Annotated in this window: 20 protein-coding genes; 10 read left to right on the top strand and 10 right to left on the bottom strand. The window is 66.3% G+C overall.

Annotation, left to right across the window (positions count from 1 at the left end):
* Window positions 1-200: 200 nt before the first annotated feature.
* Window positions 201-1814, top strand: coding sequence for an alkaline phosphatase family protein (locus AB7C87_RS10555; protein WP_369729409.1), 1614 nt, complete (start codon window positions 201-203; stop codon window positions 1812-1814).
* 173 nt (window positions 1815-1987) lie between these two features.
* A complete protein-coding gene (locus AB7C87_RS10560; RefSeq protein WP_369729410.1) occupies window positions 1988-3127 on the top strand; it encodes a tyrosine-type recombinase/integrase in 1140 nt (379 codons plus the stop codon).
* 304 nt (window positions 3128-3431) lie between these two features.
* On the opposite strand, the gene AB7C87_RS10565 is transcribed toward AB7C87_RS10560, so the two are convergent.
* The 9 genes from AB7C87_RS10565 to AB7C87_RS10605 are packed head-to-tail and all read right to left on the bottom strand — an operon-like array spanning window position 3432 to window position 12154.
* Window positions 3432-5264, bottom strand: a complete 1833-nt coding sequence (locus AB7C87_RS10565) for a Na(+)/H(+) antiporter subunit D (RefSeq protein ID WP_369729411.1) — start codon at window positions 5262-5264, stop codon at window positions 3432-3434.
* A complete protein-coding gene (locus AB7C87_RS10570; RefSeq protein WP_369729412.1) occupies window positions 5261-7363 on the bottom strand; it encodes a proton-conducting transporter transmembrane domain-containing protein in 2103 nt (700 codons plus the stop codon). The genes AB7C87_RS10565 and AB7C87_RS10570 overlap by 4 nt, the downstream gene beginning before the upstream one ends.
* Window positions 7363-8994, bottom strand: coding sequence for a proton-conducting transporter transmembrane domain-containing protein (locus AB7C87_RS10575; protein ID WP_369729413.1), 1632 nt, complete (start codon window positions 8992-8994; stop codon window positions 7363-7365). The genes AB7C87_RS10570 and AB7C87_RS10575 overlap by 1 nt, the downstream gene beginning before the upstream one ends.
* The gene (locus tag AB7C87_RS10580) at window positions 8987-9358 is read right to left on the bottom strand and encodes a cation:proton antiporter subunit C (RefSeq protein WP_369729414.1); all 372 of its coding nucleotides are present in this window, start codon (window positions 9356-9358) and stop codon (window positions 8987-8989) included. The genes AB7C87_RS10575 and AB7C87_RS10580 overlap by 8 nt, the downstream gene beginning before the upstream one ends.
* On the bottom strand, window positions 9351-9848 hold the full coding sequence (locus tag AB7C87_RS10585; protein ID WP_369729415.1) for an MnhB domain-containing protein: 498 nt from the start codon (window positions 9846-9848) through the stop codon (window positions 9351-9353). The genes AB7C87_RS10580 and AB7C87_RS10585 overlap by 8 nt, the downstream gene beginning before the upstream one ends.
* Window positions 9848-10396, bottom strand: a complete 549-nt coding sequence (locus tag AB7C87_RS10590) for a DUF4040 domain-containing protein (RefSeq protein WP_369729416.1) — start codon at window positions 10394-10396, stop codon at window positions 9848-9850. The genes AB7C87_RS10585 and AB7C87_RS10590 overlap by 1 nt, the downstream gene beginning before the upstream one ends.
* Window positions 10393-10824, bottom strand: coding sequence for a monovalent cation/H(+) antiporter subunit G (gene mnhG / locus AB7C87_RS10595; protein WP_369729728.1), 432 nt, complete (start codon window positions 10822-10824; stop codon window positions 10393-10395). Before mnhG ends, AB7C87_RS10590 begins: the two co-directional genes overlap by 4 nt.
* A 14-nt stretch (window positions 10825-10838) precedes the next feature.
* Window positions 10839-11120: a cation:proton antiporter gene (locus tag AB7C87_RS10600; RefSeq protein ID WP_369729417.1), complete on the bottom strand. Its 282-nt coding sequence runs from the start codon at window positions 11118-11120 to the stop codon at window positions 10839-10841.
* Entirely contained in the window at window positions 11117-12154 is a 1038-nt protein-coding gene (locus tag AB7C87_RS10605) for a monovalent cation/H+ antiporter subunit E (RefSeq protein WP_369729418.1), read from the bottom strand. Before AB7C87_RS10605 ends, AB7C87_RS10600 begins: the two co-directional genes overlap by 4 nt.
* Before the next feature lie 347 nt (window positions 12155-12501).
* Between AB7C87_RS10605 and AB7C87_RS10610 the strand changes: the two genes are divergently transcribed.
* The 5 genes from AB7C87_RS10610 (at window position 12502) to AB7C87_RS10630 (ending at window position 16973) form a co-directional block, all read left to right on the top strand.
* Entirely contained in the window at window positions 12502-13437 is a 936-nt protein-coding gene (locus AB7C87_RS10610; protein WP_369729419.1) for a rhomboid family intramembrane serine protease, read from the top strand.
* A gap of 80 nt (window positions 13438-13517) precedes the next feature.
* Window positions 13518-14315 (top strand): endonuclease V, encoded by a 798-nt coding sequence (locus AB7C87_RS10615; protein ID WP_369729420.1) that lies wholly within the window; start codon window positions 13518-13520, stop codon window positions 14313-14315.
* Window positions 14316-14558: 243 nt separating this feature from the next.
* A complete protein-coding gene (locus AB7C87_RS10620) occupies window positions 14559-15494 on the top strand; it encodes a DMT family transporter (RefSeq protein ID WP_369729421.1) in 936 nt (311 codons plus the stop codon).
* A gap of 58 nt (window positions 15495-15552) precedes the next feature.
* The gene (locus AB7C87_RS10625) at window positions 15553-15882 is read left to right on the top strand and encodes a hypothetical protein (RefSeq protein ID WP_369729422.1); all 330 of its coding nucleotides are present in this window, start codon (window positions 15553-15555) and stop codon (window positions 15880-15882) included.
* Between the two features lie 128 nt (window positions 15883-16010).
* Window positions 16011-16973: a ring-cleaving dioxygenase gene (locus AB7C87_RS10630; RefSeq protein ID WP_369729423.1), complete on the top strand. Its 963-nt coding sequence runs from the start codon at window positions 16011-16013 to the stop codon at window positions 16971-16973.
* Window positions 16974-16988: 15 nt separating this feature from the next.
* On the opposite strand, the gene AB7C87_RS10635 is transcribed toward AB7C87_RS10630, so the two are convergent.
* Window positions 16989-17930, bottom strand: coding sequence for a hypothetical protein (locus AB7C87_RS10635; RefSeq protein WP_369729424.1), 942 nt, complete (start codon window positions 17928-17930; stop codon window positions 16989-16991).
* A gap of 115 nt (window positions 17931-18045) precedes the next feature.
* Between AB7C87_RS10635 and AB7C87_RS10640 the strand changes: the two genes are divergently transcribed.
* The 3 genes from AB7C87_RS10640 (at window position 18046) to AB7C87_RS10650 (ending at window position 23609) form a co-directional block, all read left to right on the top strand.
* The gene (locus AB7C87_RS10640; protein WP_369729425.1) at window positions 18046-19278 is read left to right on the top strand and encodes an iron-containing alcohol dehydrogenase family protein; all 1233 of its coding nucleotides are present in this window, start codon (window positions 18046-18048) and stop codon (window positions 19276-19278) included.
* 81 nt (window positions 19279-19359) lie between these two features.
* The gene (locus AB7C87_RS10645; protein ID WP_369729426.1) at window positions 19360-20931 is read left to right on the top strand and encodes a ribonuclease H-like domain-containing protein; all 1572 of its coding nucleotides are present in this window, start codon (window positions 19360-19362) and stop codon (window positions 20929-20931) included.
* Window positions 20928-23609, top strand: a complete 2682-nt coding sequence (locus AB7C87_RS10650; protein WP_369729427.1) for a DEAD/DEAH box helicase — start codon at window positions 20928-20930, stop codon at window positions 23607-23609. The genes AB7C87_RS10645 and AB7C87_RS10650 overlap by 4 nt, the downstream gene beginning before the upstream one ends.
* Window positions 23610-23656 lie beyond the last annotated feature (47 nt).

The raw sequence follows: 23656 nt of genomic DNA on the forward strand, positions 1-23656 counted from the left end.
ATCAAAAAAAACCGTCGAGATGCCGGTATGGGCGGATTTATCGACGGCTCGGCGGTCGTGGCGGCGACTCGAGTACTACTCCCGCCAGCTCGATTCGAACCCGACTACCTGTGACACTCGAGAGGCCGATAGCGACTACTCGAGTCGTTCGAGAGTAACTACGTACATAACCAAGGGAAGATGTAACGGAGCATTCGACAATGGACGACGGATCTTCCCTCCGGACGTTACTCGTCGGGATCGACGCGGCCTGCGATCGGGTGCTCGCGCCGCTGTTCGAGGACGACGAGGTCCCGACGCTCGAATCGATCTACCGCGACGGGACGAGTGGGTCACTCGAGTCCCAGATACCGCCGTGGACGGCCTCGGCGTGGCCGTCGTTATACACCGGCATGAACCCCGGAAAACACGGCGTCTTCGGCTTCCTCGAGTTCGACGGCTACGAGTGGGACGTCGTCAACGCGACCGACGTCCGAGAGCGGACGGTCTGGGAACACCTCGATCGCCACGGCCTCTCGAGCGTCGTCGTCAACGTTCCGGTCACCCACCCGCCGCGGTCGTTCGACGGAGCGGTGATCCCCGGCTACACCGCCCCGGAAAACCCCGATTGTCACCCCGACGGTCTGCTCGCCGACGTCCGGGAGGCGACCGGCGAGTATCGCGTCTATCCGGACGAGAACGCGGACGACCTCGGCGAGGCTTACAGCGATTGCGTGCGCATGCGCGGGGAGGCTTTTCGCTACCTCGCCGACCGGTTCGATCCCGACTTCGGCTTCCTCGAGTTTCAGGCGACCGACTCCATCTTCCACGAGGCACCCGACGACGAAGCGGCGATCCGCGCGATCTACCGCGAACTCGACCGACAGCTCGGCGCGACCCTCGAGGCTACCGATCCTGCAAACGTCGTCGTCGTCAGTGACCACGGCATGGGTCCGTACGACGGCGTGGAGTTTCGCGTCAACGAGTTCCTCCGCGAGGAGGGCCACGTCGAGACCAGACGCGGCGGCGAGGGGATGCCGACGTGGGCGACGGTCCGGGACGACAGTCTCAAACGCGGCGCGGACGCCGACGAGTACGAACCCGGCCTCGCTGAACGCGCGATGGCGTCCGCCGCCGGGCTCGGCCTCACCAGCCAGCGAATCGGAACCGTCCTCGGCTGGGTTGGACTCGCCGACGCGGTCGCATCCCGCGCGCCAGCGAGTCTCGTCAACGCCGGTGCGGACCAGGTCGACTTCCCGGCGTCGTCGGCGTACGTCCGATCCCGGATCGAACTCGGCGTCCGGATCAACCTCGAGGGACGGGATCCGGAGGGCGTTGTCCCACCCGAGGAGTACGAAGCCGTCCGAATGCAACTCATCGACGCGCTCAGGTCGGTCACGACCGCCGACGGCGAGGCGATATTCGAGGAGGTTCGCCCGCGCGAAGAGTACTTTCACGGCCCGGAGAGCGAGCGCGCCGTCGACGTCGTGACCGTTCCCGCCGACTTCGAACACTTCCTGTCGGCGACGCTTCACGGCGAGCAGTTCGGTCCGCCATCGGAGCCCTGGAACCACAAGCTTCAGGGGACGTTCGCCGCCCGTGGCGCGGACATCGATCACGCGGGCGGCCTCGGCGACGCCCACATCTTCGACGTCGCGCCGACCGTCCTCGCGACGTTCGACGTTCCGGCCGACGAGCGAATGGACGGATCGGCGCTCCCGTGTGTCGACTCTCCCGGCGTCGACTCCTATCCGCGATACGAGCGCGACGCCTCGGTCGAGACGGCGGACGAGGGCGTCGAACGTCGACTCGCAGACCTCGGCTACCTCGAGTGACCGCGGCGACCGTCCGATCGTCGTGAGCAAATTCCCGTCCGATCGCCACGGGTTGGCGCCAGTCGTACACCCGGGGTGTGAGACCGAAACACAAATTTAGATCCGGCCGTCAGTACCGGACGACCAATGGCATCGTCGAGCGATCGGTGGTCGGCCGACGGGGTGACCGCGCCGTGACCGACGTCACCGTCGAGGACGCGATCGACGCCTACCTCCAGCGTAAGGCCGTCGCCGACACCGACGGGCCGGGAGCCGGCGCGTACGCGGTCAACGCCGAGTCGATCCTCCGACGGTTCGCCGACTGGCTTGCATGCGATTACGAGGTCGACTCGATCGGCGCCCTCGAGACCACCCACCTCCAGTCGTACGCTCGAACGCTTCGCGAGCGCACAGACCGCGGCGATTTCACGGCCTCGAGCGCCCGGACCTACTTCGCCGTGGTCCGGGCGTTTCTCTCGTGGTGTGTCGGCGGCGCCATCATTCCGGAGAACCCGGCGGCGACGGAGGCGGCCACGTCGGCGCTTCCGTCCGACGACGACACGGATAACATCGGCGACAGTGACGACGATTCCTGGTCGGTCGACCACCGGCGTCGTCTCGAGCGATTCGTTCGGGCTCGGGCGCTCGAGGCGACGGCGGACGCGTTCGATTCCGAGGAACGACTGACGCGACTGCGCGAGTACGCGCTCGTCGCCGTACTCGCTTACTCGGGTGCCCGCGGGGCGGAACTGTTTCGCGTTCCCGAAGACGATCGGCGGACCGGTGCGACCTGGGAGGACGTCGACTTTTACACCGGGACGATCCGGGTGCTCGGTCGAACCCAGCGAGCGGAAGAAGTCACGATACTCGCGCGGGCCCGAACGCCGCTTCGGCGCTACCGTGTCGTCCTCGATCCACCGACGAACGACTGGCCGCTGTTTCCCACCCGTCACGCACCGTCGATCGCTCGCCACGTCCGTGAGTGCCTGCGAGAGCGCGGTCACGACGCCGAGGAGATCGAGGCGCTGTTTGCCGACCGGACGGCGATCGAACTCGCCCGCGAACGAGCGATCGCGCCACCGGCGATCACGACCGAGGGAGCCAGGTCAGTACTGAAGCGTCTCTGTACCGACGCGGGCGTCGACGGCGACGATGTCCACCTCACGCCACGGCGGGTCCGAAGCGAACTCGGCGAGGATGACTCTCGCCGAGAGGCAACGGGATCGAAGCCCGCGTTACGCACCCCGACCGCGGACCGGACGATCGCCGTTCCCGCCGACTGGCGGCCAGTTATCGACGTCGAGTCTGTTCTCGAGGACGAGGCCACGAAGTGATCTATCGTAGCCATTGTACGTCTTGTACACCTGATCGCCAGACTGAACGCGGTTCGAGTGACGGGAGAATCGCTGATAGGCGAACGGAGAGACGTCCCGTGAGCAGTGCGATCGGTATCCAAACCGGTTCGGGTGTTACGAGAGGAGTCGGCGCCGTCGATGGCGGTCTGAACGCGTAGCTCGTGGTTTGTACACACCGATAGGACAGGACGCGGAAACGGTCTGTCGTACTTTCCCACGACGGTCGAAGGGCGCTCGAGGCCCCGGAATCGACGGACAGCGCGTACCAGACAACACCTGGCGCTCAGGTGACGAGCACCCAGAGGATCGCTGTCAGGACGATCGTCAACAGCAAGACGGTGGTGCCGATACTCGCCCGCAGGTGGATCGTCGACGGCTTCCCGCCGTCGGCGGGTTGACGTTCCTCGACCTCGAGACCGGGGAGCCGACGGGCGGCTTCGTCGACCGCCAGCGCCGGGTTGTTGCCGATCCAGTAACAGCGTTTGACGAAGTCGACGACGGCGGCGTCGACGGCCGCGTAGAGGTCGGTGACCCCGAGCATCGTGTAGCGCCCGGTGTAGTACGTCGCCGGGTTGACGATCAACGCGGGGTCGGCGTAGTCGATCTTCGAGAGCGGTTTGCGGATGAGCTTGAAGCCGACGGCGGAGACGGCGATCAGGATCGCGGCGTCGGTGAGGTGGCCCGCACTGTAGGGGTTGAGCGCCGTATCCAGTTGCGTCACGGTGACTCCGTCCACCAGCGGCAACAGACCGGTAAACACTGGCCACCCGATAACGGGAAGTCCAAGGATCACGCAGGCGCCACCGACGGAGAACATCGCGACCGTCTGGCCGGTCGTCGCGTCCTCGACGGTGTATTCGGCGGGACCGTGTAAGAACACGTAGTAGCCGAGTTTGATGAACGAGAGGAACGTCCCGATCGCGCCGATGAACAACAGCCAGTACAGCGCCTGGTACTCGGGTGCGCCGTAGTAGTGTGGATCGGCCGCGTCTAACACCATCCCTTTGCTGATGAAGCCGCTGAAGCCGGGAACGGCGGTAATCGAGAGTGCGCCGATCAGGAACGCAATCGCGGTGATCGGCATCTCGCGCCAGAGGCCGCCGAGCTTGTAGAGGTCGTTCTCGCCGGTCCGGTAGATGACGACCCCGACGGCCATGAACAGCAAGCTCTTGTACAACACGTTGTTGAACAGGTGGCCCATCGCGCCGGCGACGCCGATCGCCGTCCCGATCCCGATTCCGGCGACCATGTAGCCGAGCTGGGCCTGGATATGATACGACAACAGCGCGCGCATGTCGTGTTGGAGCAACGCGAAGACGACGCCGTAGACGGCCATCGCGCCGCCCATGTACGCGAGTAGGAGACTCCCCTCGGGAATCGCGCGGTAGAGCACGTACGCGCTCGTCTTCGTCGTGAAGGCCGCGAGGAACACCGACGCCGCGAAGTGCGGGCGCGGGTAGGTGTCCGGAAGCCAGGTGTGGAAGCCGACGAACGCGACGTTGACGCCGATGCCGAGCACCGCGAGCAACAGCGGGAGGCCGTCGGCCATCCCCACCGTCTCGCCGGCGGAATCGACCATCGCGAACGAGCCCGTGATGGCGTACTGGGCGATCACGGCGAACAGCACCAGACTCCCGCCGATGCCGTGAGCGATGGCGTAGCGGTAGCCCGCCCGGACCGCGTCGCCGCCGTGGTGCCAGACGAGCAGCGTGCTCGTGATGGCCATGATCTCCCACATGAACACGAGGACGAGCCAGTCGCCCGCGAACGCCGCGCCGAGCGCCGACGCGACGTAGGCCAGCGCGAACGCGGCCATCACCCGCGGCGCGTCGCTCGAGTAGGCGTAGATCACGGCGAACGCGCCGAGGAACCCGAGGCCACCGCCGACCATTCGGGTAAACTCGTCGATGTAGAACGGCTGGATGTCGGCGAAGCCGAGAAACGTCGTCGTCAGGTGTGCACCCTCCGGCGCGAAGAAGGCGACCGCGACGGTGGCCGCGAGGCTGAGCGCCGCGAGGGCAAAGCCGAGCGCTCGCGGGAGGACGAGGACGAGCAACGCCGCCGCGAAGACGAGTAGCGGCGGATACGCCATCGTCAGTAGGTCGGATTCGATCATTCGCGGCTCACCTCCATCGCGTCAGCCAGCGAAAGACCCCCGAGCTCGTCGAAGCTTTCGACCCCGAAGACGCTCTCGACGATGTACGTCGCCAACTCGAGGAAAACGGCGTAGTCGGGGACGATCCCGAGCATGATCGCGCCGGCCGCGATGACGCTGATCGGCGCGATCATGAGCCACGTACTCTCGGAGAACGGCGAGTGCCGTTTCCAGCCGCCGGCCGGCGGCCCGCCGTGGTGGTGATCGCCGTGGTCGTGGTGGTCGTCGGCGTGGTCCTCGTGGGTGTCGGCGTGACTCGCTTCCGTCCCGTGACCGCCGGGAACGTCCGCGTCGCTCGGATACTGGTCGACGGCGTACTCGTAGTCGTCAGCGTCGTCGGATTCTTCGTCTGACTCGAGTGGCGTACCGACTCCTTTTGCTTCCGTTTCGCCCTCGACCTCGTCGACCGGGCGAGGTTGACCGCTCGGTGCGTGTTGGTCGTCGGTGTCGTCATCTTCGCCGTCTGCATCGTCGGTACCGGTCTCTTCGCCGTCTGCACCATCAGCGTCGGTATCAGTGACGTCATCGTCGTCATCGTCGTCGATTCGACTCCCGCCGTCGGTCGCCACGGTGTCGTCCGCCGCGAAGTACGACTCGCGCTTGCCACCGGGTGGGAACTCGAGGAGCGGTTTGGCGTCGTGGCGGTCCTCGCTCTCGAAGAAGGCCGTGTAGACGACCGGCCAGAGGTAAGCGATGTTCAAGACACCGGAGACGATCAGCGCGGTCGAGAAGATCCAGTAGCCGCCGCCGACGGTGCCGGAGCCGATCAGCATGTAGAACTTGCTGACGAAACCGGCGATCAGCGGCATGCCGGCCATCCCGGCCGCACCGATGGCGAACGCGGACATCGTCAGCGGCATTCGCTTGCCGATGCCGGCCATCTCGCTGACGTAGTCGGTGTGGGTCTCGACGTGGACCGCGCCCGCACAGAAGAACAGTGTGAGCTTCCCGAACGCGTGGGCGGGGATGTGAAACAGCGCCCCGAGGATCGCGAACGGATGGAGTATCGACAGCCCCAACACGATGTAGGAAAGCTGTGCGGTCGTCGAGAACGCGAGCCGCCGCTTGAGGTGGTCTTTCCGGAGTGCGATGATACTCGCCGCCGTCAGCGTGAACGCGGCGAGGATGGCGACCGGGACGTTCAGCCCGACCTCCCCCACGCCGGGTACCGACAGCGGGAGGTCGTGGATGAGCCCCGGCCCGAAGACGTCTAAGATGACTCGAGCCACCCCGAACGCGCCGGATTTGACGACTGCCACTGCGTGAAGGAGCCCGGAGACGGGCGTCGGCGCGACCATCGCGTCCGCGAGCCAGGAGTGAAGCGGCATTACGGCGGCCTTGACCCCGAAGCCGGCGATTAGGAGGAAGAAGGCGGCCTGTGCGAAGACGGGTTCGGCCGCCGCGGCGTCGGCGAGCAGTTCGATGCCGCCGGTTTCGAACGCCAGGGTTCCCTCGCCGGCGGGGTCGATCCCGCTGGTGAGCCAGTAGGTCAGGACGGTCCCGGCGAGCAAGAAGACCCCGCCGCCGAAGAACGTGTACGCGAGGTACTTCCGGCCGGCGATGCGGGCCTCGTCGTCCTCGTTGTGGGCGACCAGCGGGTAGGTGACCAGCGACAGCAACTCATAGAAGAGGAAGATCGTCACCAGGTTGCCGGCGAAGGCGATCCCTAACGCCGTCGAGAGGCTGGCCGCGAAGGAGGCGAAAAACCGCGTCTGGGCGTGTTCGTCCAGCCCGCGCATGTAGCCCGCGGCGTAAAACGACGTAAAAATCCAGAGGAAACTCGCGAGCAACGCGAACAACATCCCGAGCGGGTCCGCACGCAGGACGAAGTCGATCCCAGCGAGGAACTCGACGCCGAGGGCGTTCGAGAGACTCCACTCGTAGACCGTCCCCTCCATCACGCCGGGGAGCATGCTCACGACGATGCCGAACTTCACGAGCGCCGCGAGGACCGACCAGCCCTCGCGGACGTTCGGATAGCGATACGACGCGACGATCAGGAACACCGCGAGAGCCGAGACGAGAACCGCGGCCAGCGGCAGGATTGATTCTTCAGCCATCAGTTAAACACCTCCGAGACGAACGGATCGAGCAGTTCCGCGAACGCACCACCGGCGAAGCCGAGGACGACCGCGAGCACCGCCGTACTCACGAGCAACGCGAGCATACCGAACGAGACCGCGTCGGGCGATCCCCGGCGACTCGAGCCCGCCAGCACCCCGCCGTCCGCGGCGACGCCGGCCCCGTCCGAACCGTTGTCGGATCTTCGATCCGACGAGGATCGCGAACCTTCGGTTCGCTCACCGCCGTCGGTCGCGACGGCTCCCGGGCCGTGGGGCGACTCGAGGGCCGACGCCGGCGTGAAGTACATTTTCTCGAGCAGCCGGGCGGCGTAGGCGAGCGTGAGCATGGTGCTCAGGAAGACGACGGCCGCGACGGGCCACATCTCCGCTTGAATGGAGCCGACGGCGATGTACCACTTGCCGATGAAGCCGATCGAAGGCGGAATACCGATCAACGCGATCAGCAGGACGGCCGTCGCGGCGGCGGGAAGGGGCCGTCGATCCGCGAGGCCCGCGTACTCGTCGACCGTTCGCGCGCCGTAGCTGATCGCGATCACGCCGGCGGCGACGAAGAGGCCGGCTTTCATCAGCCCGTGGCCGACGAGGTGGACGATCGCGCCTAAAAGCGCCGTCTCGGTGACGAGCCCGTAGGCGGCGACGACGAGCCCGAACTGCGAGACCGACGAGTACGCGAACATGCGTTTGACGTCGGTCTGGATCACCGCGAGCGTACTCCCTGCGAGGACGCTTACCGAGCCGACCGCGACGACGACCTCCGTGAGGTAAGGCGTTGCAAGCAGGAAGTCGACGCCGAAGACGGTGAACATCACGCGGCCGAGGGCGTATGCAGAGACCGTCGAGACCAGCGCGGCGATCACCGGCGTCACGCCATCCGGGGCGTGCTGGTAGGCGTCGGGTTGCCAGGTGTGAAGCGGCCACTGGGCGACTTTGAGCGCGAAGCCGACGAAGATGAACGCGAACGCCGCGTGAAGCAGGGTCAGATCGCCCCCGCCGGCCTCGGCGACCAGCGGGACCGCCTCGCCGAGGACCTCCATGTTCAACGCGCCGGTCGCCATGAAGAGGAAGCCGACGCCGATCAGGTACAGCGAGGCGCCGACGGTTCCCAAAATGAGGTACTTCAGGGCCGCCACCGCGGATTCGGGGCCGTCGCCGCTCGAGATCATGGCGTACGTCGCCAGGCCGACGATCTCGAGGAAGACGAACATGTTGAAGACGTCGCCGGTCATCGAGAGCCCGAGCAGGCCGCCGACGAGCAGGAGGTAGCCGGCGTAGAACGTGTTCCCGCGCGGGCCGCCGATGCGCGTGTACGCGAGGACGGCCGCAGAGGTGACGGTCACGAGCAGGGCGATCAGCGTCGAGAACTCGTCGGCGACGAGTTCGATGCCGATCCCCTGTGGTTCGCCCCAGCCGCCCAGCACGTGGACGACCTGGCCGTCCGCGTAGACGGCGCTCGCGAGGTAGACGGTCGCGGCCGCCAGGCCGAGCGTCGTCACCGCGGCGACCGACCAGCCGGTCCGGTCGTATCGTAGCCCGAGGACGATCGGGACGGCCGCGAGCAGGATCGGAATCGCGACCAGCAAGGCCGGAAGCAGTTCGACGCTACTCATCGGCACGCACCTCCCGGAGGGTGTCCTCGCGAAGCGTCCCGTACTCGGTGTGGATGCGGACGATGAGTGCGAGGCCGACGGCGGTCAGGGCGATCCCGACGACGATGGCGGTCAGCACGATCACGTGCGGGAGCGGGCTGGCCATCGCCAGTTCGCCGGGCGTCGGATCGTCGGGAACGATCGGCGCGACCCCGCCCTGAACGTAGGCGACCGAGACGAAAAAGAGGAAGATCGCCGTCTGGAAGAGGTTGACCCCGATCAGCTTCTTCACGAGGTTCTCGTTGGCGATCATCATGTAGAGGCCGACCCCAAGCAGGACGAACATCAGCGCGTAGGCGTAACGACTCGCGAGGATCTCAATCATCTCGACCCACCTCCCGGTCGATCCCGTCATCGCGACGAGTGGGCGTAAAGCCCGCCGCCGTCGCGAAAAAGAGGGTGATGACGACGCCGGCGACGATCAACGCGACGCCGCCGACTTCGATCGCCTCCATCCCCCAGTAGTGGGCGATGCCGAACGTCTCGACGAACGCGTCGTACTCGAGGAAGTTCCCCCCGAGTGCAATCGTCGCGAGGCCGGTCGCGATGAAGATGGCGACGCCGCCGGTGACGAGGCCGACGACGACGGAATTTTTCAGCCACCGCCGGGTCGGTTCGATGCCGAACGCGAACGCGAGCATGAGGACGGTGACGCCGATGATCGCGCCGCCCTGGAAGCTCCCTCCGGGCGTGTCAGCGCCGTGGAGGCTCAAGAACGCTCCGTAGGTGAGCGTAAACGGTGCGATGATCTTGACCGAGGTCATGATCACCTGGCTTTCCGTGTACGTATCGTCGTGGGAATCACTGCGAGACATCACGTGAACACCTCCCGTTTCAACACGAGGAGAACGGCGACGCCGGCGGCGAAGACGACGACCGCCTCGCCGAAGGTGTCGAAGCCACGGTAGGAGGCGAGCACCGCGGACACCGCGTTCTGTGCGCCCGTATCGGCGAACGTGTTCTGGACGTAGTAGACGGAGGGCGTCTGCGCTAACACCCCGCCACCCCAGATCGGGGCGTCGGGATCGCCGACGGCGTACATATCCGGTAACAAGGTAAAGAGGACGAGGACGAACGCACCGACGACGACGACCGCGGGGAGGTTGACCCGCTCGAAGAGCCGGTCGGTCGACGGACGAGTCGTACGCGCGATCGTCAGCAACAACAGGATGGTCGTCACGCCGGCGCCGATCGCCGCCTCGGTCATCGCGACGTCGGGCGCGAGCAGGTACGTATAGAGGATCGCCATTCCGAGGCTATACGAGCCGAAGACGACGATCGCAGAGAGGACGTCGCGAAACAGCGCGGTCGCGACTGCCGCAAGCAGGATGAAGACGACGAGCGTGTAGGCGACGGCGCTCACGCCGACTCACCTCCGCCCGTCGATCCATCCTCTCCGCCAGGGTTCTCGCTCGAGCCGTCCTCGTCAGCGCTCGAGGCGGGGGAGCCGTCGTCGGCCCGCTCGCCGCCGTCGGTCGCAGTCGGCTCGCTCGTCACCGGTGTAATTCCGGATTCGGCGGCCGAGCGGGCGATCGCGTGGGCCGCGGTCGGGTTCGTGATGAACACGAAGAACAACAGCAAGACGGTGTACACCGTCGCGTGTTGCCAGCCGAGCGCGAGCGCGACGGCCGCGAGCGCGAGGCCCGCGCCGAGGGTGTCCGTCTGGGAGGCGGTGTGAGCCCGCGCGTAGATGTCGGGCAAGCGAATGACTCCGACCGCCGAGACGAACGTAAAGAACAGCCCGGCGACGACGAGGATCACGATCGCGGCGAAGCGAAGCTGTTCGCCCATCGGAATCGCGTCGATCACAGCACGCCACCTCGTTCGACCGTGAACTTCGAGATGGCGACGGCCATCAGGAAGTTGAGCAACGCGTAGATCAACGCGATGTCGAGAAACCACGGTTCGTCGAGTCCCGCCGCGAGCAACGCCAGGATGACGACCGTGTTCGTCCCGAGGACGTTCACCGCGAGCAGACGGTCCTGGGTCGTCGGTCCGGCGACCGCACGGTAGAACATCATGATCGCCAGAAGGACGAACAGCGCCGCCGCGACGAGGAATATCTCCTCGATCGACGTCGGTATCACAGCTCGTCACCTCCGACGATCTCCGCGTCGCCGCGCTCTTGTGGCGTTGGGATCCTGGCCGCCGCGCGGCCGTTGAAGACGAACCTGACCGCGCGCTCGAGTGAGCCCTCGAAGAGGTCCTCGCGGGCCGACGGGATCAGCGTGTGGACGATCAGTCGCTGGTCGTTCGCCCGGACGGTGAGCGTCCCGGGAGTGAGCGTGATGCTGTTCGCGAGCGCCAGGAGGGGGAGACCGCTTCTAACGCGGGCGTTGACACGGGTCACGACGGGCTCGATCGGCATCGACGGCCGGAGGATGACGTAGGAGATGGCGACGTTCGCCCTGACGATCTCCCAGAGGAGATAGGGGATGTAGATCGCGAATCGAAGCGTCCGAAGCGGCGATTCGACCCGGTGGAGCGGAAAGGAAAATGTCACGTTCGCGAGCGAGAACGAGACGATTCCGGCGACGGCGACGCCGGTGACGAGGTCGAACCAGTAGGTCGGATCGCCCAGTACCAGATAAAAGCCAAAGGAGATCCAAAACAGCGCGAAGTACCGGTCGAACCGTTCCGTTCCATCCCCGATCAGCCGTTCGTGTCTGGCCGGGCGTTCGACCGCTGCCTCGTCGTATGGAAGGCCAACAGCGTCGAGTTCGCGCTCGAGTGGCTGGAGGATCGACGACGTCACGCCCGGTTTGTACTCCGGGTCGAGTACGATCCGATCGACGTCGTGTTCGTCGGCGTACGACCCGAAGACGTCGGCGTAGTCCCGCGGACCGAACAGATACTCGTCGGTTCCAAGGACGTCGGTTTCGAGCGTTACGTCCGCGTTTCCGGCATCCTCCGCGGCCCAGCGTGTAGCCTTCGAGAGCAACTGTTTCGCCTCCGAAATCTGTTGTTCGCCCTCGGGGACCTCGGCGTCGTACGGTAACGCAACGACGAGGTGGACCTCGAGTTCGTCGGCGTCCTCGAGTCCGGTCTGGACGGCGTAGCCGACCGTCTGCCGAACGGTTGGCGTCTCCGACAGCGGTACGAGGAGTCGGTTATCCACCACGGTACGTCCCTCCGGGTGGTCGTCGTCGGTTACTCATGGCTCTGGTTGATAGTCGACTCAAGCGGTAGCCGTAGGAAAACGGTTTCGTTATCCGACAGCGTTCGCCTATCTTTCACGTTTTTCGGATCGGGCACATCATCTTACACCAAAAGTAGGGGATCTGGCCACGATTGTACAGAAAGTGCCTCCGATAGCGGTGCCGGCCGTCGTCTGAATGCACGATACGGAACGAACGGATCACGGTGTCGCGCCACGACGCCCCCGGATCGTGTTACCCGGAGACACGGAACGGACAACACTGCAGAGAACCCCAAATCCCTTAGCCGTGCCACACATACCCCCGGTCAATGGCCAAGTGCGACGTGTGTGGGAAAGACGAAAGCATGCCCTACAACTGTCGGCACTGCGGCGGAACCTATTGTGCCGACCATCGGCTGCCGGAGAACCACGGCTGTTCCGGCCTCCAGAACTGGAACGACCCGAACGGAGTCTTCGATAGCGGATTCGACGAAAGCGTCCAGGGAGGGGGATCGTCTGGCCGATCGGGGGTAACCGACAAACTCCCGATCGACACCGGCCCCGGCGGGCCGCTTGGCTACTTCCGCGGGAACATGACCTACACGTTCCTCGCGCTGATGTGGCTTACGTTCGTCGCGCAGTTGCTCGTAGGGGCAATTTTCGGAAACGCCGTCCATCGGATGGTGTTCGTGTTGACGCCGCAGAATCCGGAGTTCGTCTGGACCTGGGTCACTTCCGTCTTCGCCCACGGAAGCTTGATGCACATCGTCTTCAACAGCATCGTGATATTCTTCTTCGGCCCGCTCGTCGAGCGCTACGTCGGGTCGAAGAAGTTCGCCATTCTGTTCGTCGTCAGCGGCGCACTCGCCGGCCTCAGCCAGGTCGCTATCACCGGATTCCAAGGCGGGATCGCCGGCGTACTCGGCGCAAGCGGCGCCGCACTCGCGATCATGGGCGTCATCACGGTGTTGAACCCGAGCCTCAAGGTCTACCTCTACTTCATCCTTCCCGTCCCGATCTGGTTGCTGACCGTCGGGACGGCAATCATTAGCGTCATCTTCATCGGAACGGGTGGTGGCGGAAACGTCGCCCACATGGCCCACCTGGTCGGTCTCGTCGTCGGCCTCGGCTACGGCGAATACGTCAAACGAACGCAGAACGTCCGCGCGCCGAATCAGTTCCAACTCGGTGGCGGCCCCGGTGGTCCGGGTGGTCCCGGCGGCCCCGGTGGCCCCGGTGGCCCCGGTGGACGTCGACGGTTCTGAGTCGGAACCGAACGGCCGGATCCGATACCACATATCGACCCGGACACTGATTTTCGTCCCGATCCTACGACCGCTATCCGATGGTCACGTCCAACGATCCACGCCCCGATCTCGCCCCACAGGCCGATCTCTCCCGCGAAGAGATGGAAGCGCTCCAGCGCGAGATCGCCGACGCCGCGATCTTCGAGGACCGCCTCGAGTTCGAGTCAGATACCCTTGCGAGTCCGCTCGCGGCCGCCTCGAGCGGACTCGAGGCGCCGATCGTCGCCGGCGTCGACCAGTCGTTTCTCCTCGATGCCGAGCCCGAACGCGCCCTGAGCGCGGTCGTCGCCATGCGCGGCGGCGAGGTGATCGAGCGCGTCCACGCCGTAACGCCACTCGAGATTCCCTACGTGCCGGGTCTGCTCGCGTTCCGGGAGGGCGGGCCGATTCTCGCGGCGCTCGAGGAGCTCTCCGTCGAGCCCGACCTCTACCTGTTCGACGGAAGCGGCCGTATCCACTTCCGGCAAGCGGGGATCGCGACGCACGTTGGCGTCGTCCTCGACGCGCCGAGCGTCGGCGTCGCGAAGAGCCTGCTCTGTGGTCGGCCTCAGGGTAACCTCGAGAACCGTCGGCCCGGCGTACGCGTCCCAATCGAAGCGAACGGGCGAGTCGACGCTCTCGAGGGGACGGTACTCGGCTACGCGGTTCAGACGAGACAGTACGAGTCGCCGAATCGCTCGATCAATCCGCTGTACGTCAGTCCCGGCCACCGCGTGAGCGCCGAGACGGCCGCTGACGTCGCATTCGACCTCGCCACCTCCTACAAACTTCCGGAGCCGACTCGGCTGGCGGACGCCTACGCGACGGAGGCCAAACGGGAACACGAGCGGGAGTGAGACAGACGATCTGCTGTCCATCGTTTTCCTGCGATTGGAACCGTCCAGAGCGGCCACCGGTCCATCGAGACAGCAGTTCGTATGAGCCGGGTGGGATCGCAACTCGGTTATCCGACGAACTCGAACCTGGCTCACTGAAGCGGACAGCAGCCGGTCAGTTTCGGCGCACACGCGACCCGTTTCCGGGAGCGCCGGGCCGTCGAGACGCCGATGCGTCCGCCGATACCCAACCCAACACTGAGGATGATCGATCTCGGAACGCTCCGTAACTCGCCGTCGGCCGCCGTCCTCGCCACGTACATGTTCGCCCTCGCACCGCTTGCGGCGGCCGGACTGTGGGGCGGGCTCTACGTCGTCAGCATGTGGGGGTTCGACGCCGTTCCACCGATCACGCTCGCGTTCTTTCGGATCGCCGTCGGCGCCGCCGTGTTGCTCGTCGTCGTTCGCGCGTTCTATCCCCGCCGACAGTTCACCCGTCGCGATGTGCTTTCGTTCGGCGGCCTGGGACTCGTCGTGACCGCGTCGATGGCGACGCAGTTTCTGGGAACCGCGCTGACGACGGCAAGCCAGGGTTCGTTGATCACCGTCCTGACGCCGATCTTTACGATCCTCCTCGGCGTCACGCTCCTCGACGAACGGTTGAGCGGCCGCCTCGTCGTCGGCATTCTCACTGCGACCGCCGGGACAGTCGTCGTCCTCTCAGGTCAGTACGAACTCGCGGAACTGGCCGGCGCCGCCACCGCGGGCATCGTCTTGCTTCTGGGCGCAAGTGCGACGTGGGCGCTCTATACGGTCTGGGGGAAGCCGCTGATCGACCGCTACTCCGCACTCGAGGCCGCGACCTACTCCTGTGTCGCCGCCGTCCCGATGCTGGCGTTGCTCGTGCCCCTCGAGGTCGCGACGACCGGCGAGTCGCTCCGGTCGATCGAACCGACACTCGGCGTGGTCGCGGCGGTCCTCTACCTCGGGGTCTTCGGCACCGCGGCGGCGTGGTATCTCTGGTACAAGGGGATGGAGTACGTCGATGCGAGCGTCATCTCGACGTTCTTTTTCTTCCAGCCGATCGTCGGCGGGATCCTCGGCGCGACGATGTTGGGGGAATCGCTCGGTCCCCGGTTCGTCCTCGGCGGCGTCGTGATGGCCGTCGGCGTTTCGATCGTTTCGATGGCCGGTCGGTAATCGTGACCGCCATCCGTTCACCGATTCGCTTTTTACGTCACGGAACGAACACGATCGTATGATTGAGCGCAGTTCGGTCGTCGCCGCCAGCCGATGGATCGCGGTCGCCGCGGTCCTCGCCCTGCTCGCCGTCCTCGCGTGGTTCCTCCCACAGCCAGGTTTCTCCGGCTCTCGGGTCGCACTGTTCGCGTTGATCGCCGGCGCCGCGATTCTCGGCGCGGCCGGACTCCTCCGCCGACGGATGAGCCTCGCCGTCGCCGGAGCCGTTTTTCTCTTCTTGCTCGGCTTCTGGCAGGCGGTACTCGGCGTGTTCATCCTGCCCGTCGTCGCCCTCTTGCTCGTCGCCGCCGTACTCGAGGACGAGCGATCGGAACCTCGTCCGGCTTAGGTACGTTGTCGTCCGACAACAGTCGGCTCGTCGCGAGGACGCTTCCAGTAACGGTGTAGTAACGGTGACGTCACCCGGTAACACGGACACGAGCAAACCACTCAAGCGTCGACCGCCTACGAACGGTAATGGCGCTCGAGACACCGGGGCTTCATCACGTGACCGCGATCGCCGGCGACCCGCAACGAAACGCCGACTTCTACGTCGGGACGCTTGGCCTGCGATTCGTCAAGAAAACCGTCAACCACGACGACACGGGAACGTACCACTGCTACTTCGGCGACGAGGAGGGAACGCCGGGAACGAACCTCACGTTCTTCCCGTGGACCGAGGGGGGCCGCCAGGGCGAGTTCGGGTCAGGACAGACGCAGGCGACGGCGTACCTGATCCGACCGGATTCCGTCGAGTACTGGCTCGAGCGACTCGAGTCTTCGGGGATCGACGTCGAACGCGACGAGCGGTTCGACGAGATCTTGCTCCGATTCTCGGACCCCGACGGGATCGAACTCGAGTTGATCGCGAGTTCGGACGCCGAAAGCGCCGCGACGCCGTGGGAGGACGGGCCGGTCCCGGTCGACCACCAGCTTCTCGGCTTTCACAGCGTGACGCTCGCGGTCGCCGAGTTCGGTCCGACGGAGACGATTCTGACCGACGTGTTGGGATACGATCTCGAGGCGGAGACCGACGACAGACGCCGGTACCGGAGCGGACCGGGCGGGCCGGGATCGGTCGTCGATCTCGTCGAAACGGACGCGGGCCGCGGTCGGATGGGCGTCGGCACCGTCCACCACGTCGCGTTCGTCGCCACCGACGTCGAAGAACAGCAACGCTGGCGGGAAGCATACGCAGGTCAGGGACTCTCTCCCTCCGAGGTCATCGATCGGAAGTACTTCCAGTCGATCTACACGCGCGAACCCGGCGGCGTCCTCTTCGAGATGGCGACCACCGGCCCCGGCTTCACCGCCGACGAAGACCTCGAGGAACTGGGGTCGAAGCTGGTCCTGCCGGATCGCCTCGAGTCCAAGCGGGACCGAATCGAGTCACAGCTTCCACCGCTCGAGGGGCCGACTGCCGACTCGAGCGGCGATTGAACCGTCTACTGTCCGTCACTCTCCCTCCTCGCCGAGTTGCTCGACGAGTTGTCGAGTTCGGAGCGCATCGAGTTCCGTCCAGTAGAGCGCACCTTCGTACTCGATGAGCCACTCGCCGGTATATTCGTCCTCGTAGATCGGCTCCTCCTCGAGCAATCGCTCGCCGACGGAGACGAACGCGTCGTCGTCTCGGCTGACGACCGCACGGCCGTCCTCGATGGCCTCCTCGACGAGTTCCCGTTCGTCGTCGGTCAGCGAGTCGAGTGCGACGCTTCGGTGACGGAGCTGTGTGCCGTACTCGGCCGTCGACGACGCGACCTCCTCGAGTTCGTACCGATACGTATGGACGGTCGTCTCCGTCTCGCGGCTGCGAATCCCGACCGGCTCGCCCTCGACCTCGATCACCTCGTACTCGGGGTCGGGGACGAGCGCCGATCCTTCGAGGTCGGCACCGTCGCGATCGTACTCGAAGACGGCCCCGAGCGCAGGCTCGTCCCTGTCCTCGTGGGCGGCGACGCGCTCGGGCAACGCCGCGAGCGCCGACCGATCGACTGCCGGAAGATCCTCGAACGCGATTTCCGGTTCGCCGACGTCCTCGGAACCGATCGTCGCGGTGACGACGTATCCGGTCTCCGTGCGCTCGTCGACGGCCGCCCAGGACACCTCGAAGACCGCGCTACGAAACTCGAGCGGACGGTCCGGCCGGAACGGCGGCCGTTCGCCGTCGACCGTCGCCTCGCCGTCGGTGTGGGCATCCTCGAGCAATGCGAGTGTCTCCGAATCGCGATCCGACTCGAGCGAGAGCGTGGCCTCGGCTCCGATCTCCTCGTCGGTTCCGACTGGTGCCATCGTCAACGCACCGCCGGGTTCGACACACCCCGCGAGGACGGTAGCGAAACCGATCGCGCTCGAGGCGAGAAACGCTCGTCTGGTGGTCGTCGTTTCTCTGGAGGGCATCGTTCGTGTATCCGATCTGTCGGTCAAACGAGTTTCGGTGTCGGACGGCTGATGCGACGACGGGGATCTCGCCGCCGTTCGCGCTTTTAACACCGCCCATCACGTATGCACACCTATGACTCCAACGCGGACGGACGATCGAGGGCGCGACCGGGCGTTTCGGTTCGAGTACGATCCCGCAACCATCAGGTTCGGCTCCGGCTGCGTCGACGACCTCGAGGCGGAACTCGACGGTCAGGGCCTCGAGCGGGCGATGGTCGTCTGCGGATCGACGGTCGGCTCGACGCCCGACGTCATCGATCCGGTCAAGAATGGACTCGGCGATCGGCTGGTCGCCGTCTTCGACGAGACGACGCCAGACAAACGCCTCGAGACGGCGTTCGACGGCCTCGAGCGGGCAGAACGAGCGGACGCGGACGTCCTCGTGAGCCTCGGCGGCGGGAGTAGTCTCGACGTCGCGAAGGTCGTGAGCACGCTCTCGGCGCTCGATCGATCGCGGGAGGCGGTGGCCAAGGAGTTCGCCGAGACGGGAACGATTCCGGTTCCTGACGACGGCGTGCTTCCGATCGTGGCGATCCCGACGACGCTTGCGGGTGCCGACCTCTCGCAGGGCGCAGGTGTGACGGCCTCGCCTGACTCCGACCTCCTCGACGAGGAAGTTAGCGGCGGCATCTCCGGTCCGGCGCTGATGCCGGCCGCGGCCATCTACGACCCGGAACTCGTCGCGACGACGCCCGAATCGATCCTCGCCGGTTCGGTGATGAACGGCTTCGACAAGGGCCTCGAGACGCTGTACGCGAACAACGCGACGCCCGTAACCGACGCGACCGCCGCCCGCGGATTGCGCTCGCTGGTCGACGGCCTCCGCGCGTTCGGGGAGGGAAAGCGCGACCGGGCGACGTTCGAGACGATCGTCGAGGGGACGATCCTCGTCCAGTACGGCATCTCGAGACCCGGCGAGACGACGCTCTCGATCGTTCACGCGTTCGGCCACGGCCTCACGCGAACGTACGACGTCCAGCAGGGTGCCGCCCACGCCGTCGTCGTTCCCCACGTCCTCGAGTACCTGCTCGCGGCGCAGGGAGTCGACGTTCGGCCGACCGTCCTCGCGGACGCGCTCGGCGTCGCCGACGCGGCCGATTCCGTCGAGGCAATCGTTGGGGTCGTCGAGGACGTCCGTACCGCGCTGGCGCTTCCCGAGCGACTCCGGAACGTCGACGGACCCGAACCCGACGAGTTCCCCGCGGTCGCCGAGAACATTCTCGACGATTCGTTCATGGCCAACGCGCCGCCGGGGCTCGAGCCGTCTCGAGCGGAGATCGAGGGCGTTCTCGAGGACGCCTGGTAGCGGATCGGACCGGCGCCGTGATGGCGTCCGCGGTCGGCCCCGACCACGACCCTTATCACCTGCCGCCCGCATCCCGCGTCTATGATCGCTCGCGGCGTCGACCTGCTCGCGGTCGGCTGTGACGCACTCGAGTACGCCGACGAGCCCGCGCTGTTCGATCTCCTCTCGTACGCCGACCCGGACATCGTCTACGTCCTCCGGGAGGGAGCCGACGTTCGAGTCGCGAGCCGGATTCGGCGTGCGTTCGACGGCCCCGTGATCGCCCCCGGCGGTCCCGCGACGTGTCGGACCGAGACCGTCGCGGGAATCACCGTCGTCTTCGCCGACTCGACCGACCGCCTCGAAAACCGAGCGTCCGCGGACGTTCCGCCGGACGCCGACTACGTCGTCTGTGACGACTTGGCGCCGACGACCGACCGCGTCGCACTCGAGGCGAGTCTCGAGGGACTCGAGAGGATCGGCGAGTACCAGCGCGAGTCCGCCGCCGAGACGGTGTTCTGTACCGGTTCGTTTCCGGCGGGATACGACTACGTCTGGCACCGCGAACTCGAGGAGGGGCCGGTTCGGCTCCCAGTGCGGGGACTCGGCCCGATCCGCCGATCCGGTGGGGCTGAACTCGCTCGTCTCCGTCTCGGTGCGGACGGCTCGGTTTCGGTGTCATCCGTTCCCGCGGACCGGTTCGGGCTGGGCGCGCTTTCGGGCGTCGGACCGACGACCGCAGAACGGCTCCGAAAGCGAGGCTACGACTCGAGGAGGGCGGTCGCCGACGCCTCTGTGGCCGATCTGCGTTCGATTCGCGGAATCGGCGAGTCGACCGCGGTCGAGATGCAACGAAGCGCCCGCGCGATGGCGGAGTCCCGCGTGATTCGCCGAACGGCCGACCCGGTGGCCCCCGTCGGGAACGACCCGCTGTTCGTCGACATCGAGACCGACGGCCTCCATCCGACGGTGATCCCGCTAATCGGCGTCTTCGATCCGGACAGCGGGGAGTACGTGGATTTCGTCGACAGCGATCCCTCCCGGACCGATCCGGGGACTGCAACTCGGGCGTTCATCGACTGGTTAGCGGCCACCCACGACGACCCAACGCTCGCGGCCTGGAACGGCTACGGCTTCGACTTTCCCCACATCGAGCGCTTCGTCGCCCGGTACGCCCCCGAATACCGCGAGTACTGGACCGAGCACGTCTCGACGGTCGATCCCTACGACTGGGCCGTTCGATGCGATAACGCCGTCCTACCGGGGCGGACGAACCGACTCGAGGACGTCGCCGCCGCACTCGGCTGTGAGCGAGCGGCCGACGCCGAGGCGATCGACGGCCGAACGTTCGCAAAACAGGTTCGACGCCTGATCGAGGCGCCCGATTCGGAGGATCCGACCTCTTCGGTGGGCGAACCGAGCCCCACGGCGGACGAACGGTGCCGTCCGATGGACGATACCCAACTCGAGTCCGAACCCCGGATCGACTGGGAACGGGTGCGTCGCTACTGTGAGGCGGACGTTCGCGAACTGGCCGCAGTGTACGACGCACTCGTCAGTGCCGACCCGGCGAACGAATCGGTCGCGATGCGCTCGCCGGGCGAGCGCGGCGGGACGACGGACGATCGAACGGACTCCACGACCCAAACCGGTCTGGCCGACTTCGACTCATGAACTCGAGTACACCTAAGGACGATCCCGAATCGGACGACGAACCAGCATTTGCCAGCGAGCTCGAGTCCGACAAATCCGCTTCTGGCGACGGCCTCGCGCTATCGGGCGAGCAACTCGCGGCGAGTTACCCGACCAGCCGGTATCACGGACAGATTCGCGAGCAGTTTACGATTCCCGAACGAGAACCACAGCACGTTCCCGCGAGGGAGGTCCTGCCCGCGGAGCTGGCGTCGAGACTCGAGGTCGACCTCTGGAGCCACCAGGTCGACGCGCTCGAGGGGCTCGCCGACGGCGAGAACGTCTGCGTCTCGACGTCGACATCCTCCGGAAAGACGTACGTCTACGGCCTCGAGATCGCCCGTCGATACCTCGAAAACCCGGACGTCAGGGCGTTGCTCGTCTACCCGACGAAGGCGCTCAGCCGGGATCAACGGGGCGAGCTCGAGGCGTTGTTTCGGGACCTCGGGCTCGACGTGACGGTCGGCGTCTACGACGGCGACACCGACCCCCAGACCAAATCACGGATCCGCGAGGAAGCGAACGTCGTCATCACCAACGTCGCGGGGCTGAACCAGTACCTCGAGGGCCACCACCGTTGGGCGACGTTTCACGCGAACTGCTCGCTCGTCGTGGTCGACGAGGCCCACTCCTGGACCGGGATCAGCGGGATGCACGCCGCCTGGATCCTTCGCCGAGCGCGGCGGGTGATCGAGTGGTACGGCGGCGAACCGCGATACGTTCTGACGAGCGCGACGATCGGCAACCCGGGCGAGCACGCCCGGGCGCTGACCGGCGAGCCCGCGACGGTGATCGACGACGACGGCTCGCCGAGCGGCCGCCGACAGCTGGTGTTCTGGGAGCCGCCGGCGAAAGACGACTCGAGTGCGAGCGACGAGGCTGGCGGATCGAAGGGCCACGGTGCCGAGCGTCCGTTGGGAACGCGTCCCGCGACCGTCGAGGCGCCGGAACTCTGGGCGCATCTGTGTGCAAGCGGCGTCTCGAGTCTCCTGTTCTGTGACTCGCGCAAGGGATCCGAACTCGCCGTCGACCGCGCCACCGACTACCTCGAGACCCCCTCCCTGCCCTACCGTGGCGACGTTGCACTCGCAGCGTACAACGCGGGCCACGGCGCGCGGTCGCGCCGCGAGACGGAGACCCGACTCGCGAACGGAACGCTCGACGGCGTCGCGACGACCAGCGCACTCGAGGTCGGAATCGACGTCGGCCGACTCGACGGAACCGTGCTCCAGGGGTATCCGGGGAGTCGCGCCTCGTTCTGGCAGCGACTCGGCCGCGCGGGCCGCGGCCGACGGGCGGCGCTTCTCGCGTTCGTCCCGCGGTACTCCACGCTCGACCGATACGTGTTCGAACACCCCGAGTACGTCCTCGAGGAGGAGCCCGAACGCGCGGTCGTCGACCTCGAGAACAACCCGGTCTACCTCCAGCACGTCCGGTGTGCCGCCCAGGAACTCCCGCTGTCGCGCGAGGACGCCGACCGGTTCGGCGGGAACGAGCGCCTCCGGCGGGCGGTCGAGTACGGCCGGCGGACCGGCGACCTCGAGGGATCGCTCGCGGGCGGCGTGAGTTACGCCCACCGGGACCGGCCCCAGGACGGTGTAGACCTCTACGCCGCGGGCGGGAACGCCTTCGACGTCCGACTGGCCGGTGAGGAATCGTTCGACCACGAACGGATCGGCCGCGCCCGCGCCTATCGCGACTACCACGAGGGGGCGACGGTGCCCTACCGCGGCGAGCAGTACCAGGTCCGCGAACTCCGGGCGGACGGCCCACAGCCGTTCGTGGAACTCGAGGCGGTCGACGTCGACTACTACACGCAATCCCAGCGCCAGGTGTCGATCTACGACACCGAGGTTCGCGAATCCCGTCGGGTCGGCGAATTTCGACTCAATTGGGGGTACGGAACCGTGACGGCACGCTACGACACGTACTCGAAACGCGACGTCGAGACCGGCGAGACGATCGAGGCGGGTCTCGAGACCGGCGTTCCGCCCCTCGAGATGCGGACCCAACTCTGCTGGGCAGAGGTGGAACCGGCCGTCGAACGCGCGGTGACGGACGCACACGCCGACTACGTCACCAAAGACTGCGAGGAGATTCCGCCCCACCTCCACGGCTACCTCGGCGGTATCCACGCGATCGAACACGCGATGATCGCCGTCACGCCGCTCGAACTCACCGTCGACCCGGCGGATCTCGGGGGGCTGGCGACGAACCGCCTCCCCGACCGCCCCGACAGGAGCGGCTGGTTCATCTACGACGGCGTCGACGGCGGGCTCGGCTTCTCGAGACGGATTTACGAGCGCTTCGAGGACGTCGCCCGGCGGGCTCGAGCGCTGATGGCCGACTGTGGCTGTGGCCGCGACGACGGCTGTCCGGCCTGTCTGATGGATCCGCGGTGTGGAAACGACAACAAACCGCTGTACTCGCCGGCGGCGATCGACGTCATCGACGCGCTCCTCGAGGCGGACGAGCCGGCACGCGTAGCTGGCGAATCAGCACACGCGGATGGAGAATCCGTACACGTGGATGGCGAACCAACACGTGCGGACGACGAACGGGGAGATCAGGGCGATCAACGGGTGGATGAAGACGACGAGGGAGAGAGTACGAACGACGACAGCCGAGATGGCCGACGGCCTCCCGCGTCAGTGTCCTGATACGGTCTGGTGTATGGAACCGCCGGCGTGACCGCGACTCCTCTTGC

The sequence above is a fragment of the Natrarchaeobius versutus genome (assembly GCF_041205745.1).
Lineage (GTDB): Archaea > Halobacteriota > Halobacteria > Halobacteriales > Natrialbaceae > Natrarchaeobius > Natrarchaeobius versutus.